The following is a 425-nucleotide window of genomic DNA, read 5'->3' as shown; positions in this document are numbered from 1 at the left end:
ATCTGCCCATCAGGTGCAGGCGGGTATGCCGGTAGCGCTCTGCCTGGAGCGCTCGGTGGAGATGTTGGTGAGCATATTGGCAGTACATGCAGTTGGCGCCTACTATATTCCATTGGACCCTGGTTATCCGGCGGAACGTATCAAATATATTTTGCGCGACACAGGCGCCCGTGTGGTATTGTCTGATGCGCAGACTTCCATACATCTGGATTACCTGCAGGCCGATCCCGCTATCACGCTGATCCCGCCTGATGCCGCCACAGCTGTAGAGGTGCCGGGGGTTGAGCTGTCCGCGGCCTCTTTGGGCCGTATTGCATATATGATCTATACTTCCGGTTCTACCGGAGAGCCGAAAGGCGTGGTAGTGGAGCATGCACAGGTATTGAATACGCTGCTGGCCTTACAGGAGAGCTATCCGGTAAAAG

1 protein-coding gene is annotated in these 425 nt (G+C 55.5%); it reads left to right on the top strand.

All coding sequences use genetic code 11. The features are described from left to right. A partial coding sequence (locus ICL07_RS32160) for an AMP-binding protein (RefSeq protein ID WP_188092166.1) occupies positions 1-425 on the top strand: 425 nt, incomplete at both ends.

Source organism: Chitinophaga qingshengii, assembly GCF_014529935.1.
Lineage (GTDB): Bacteria > Bacteroidota > Bacteroidia > Chitinophagales > Chitinophagaceae > Chitinophaga > Chitinophaga qingshengii.
This window is presented reverse-complemented; position numbering and strand designations above follow the sequence as displayed.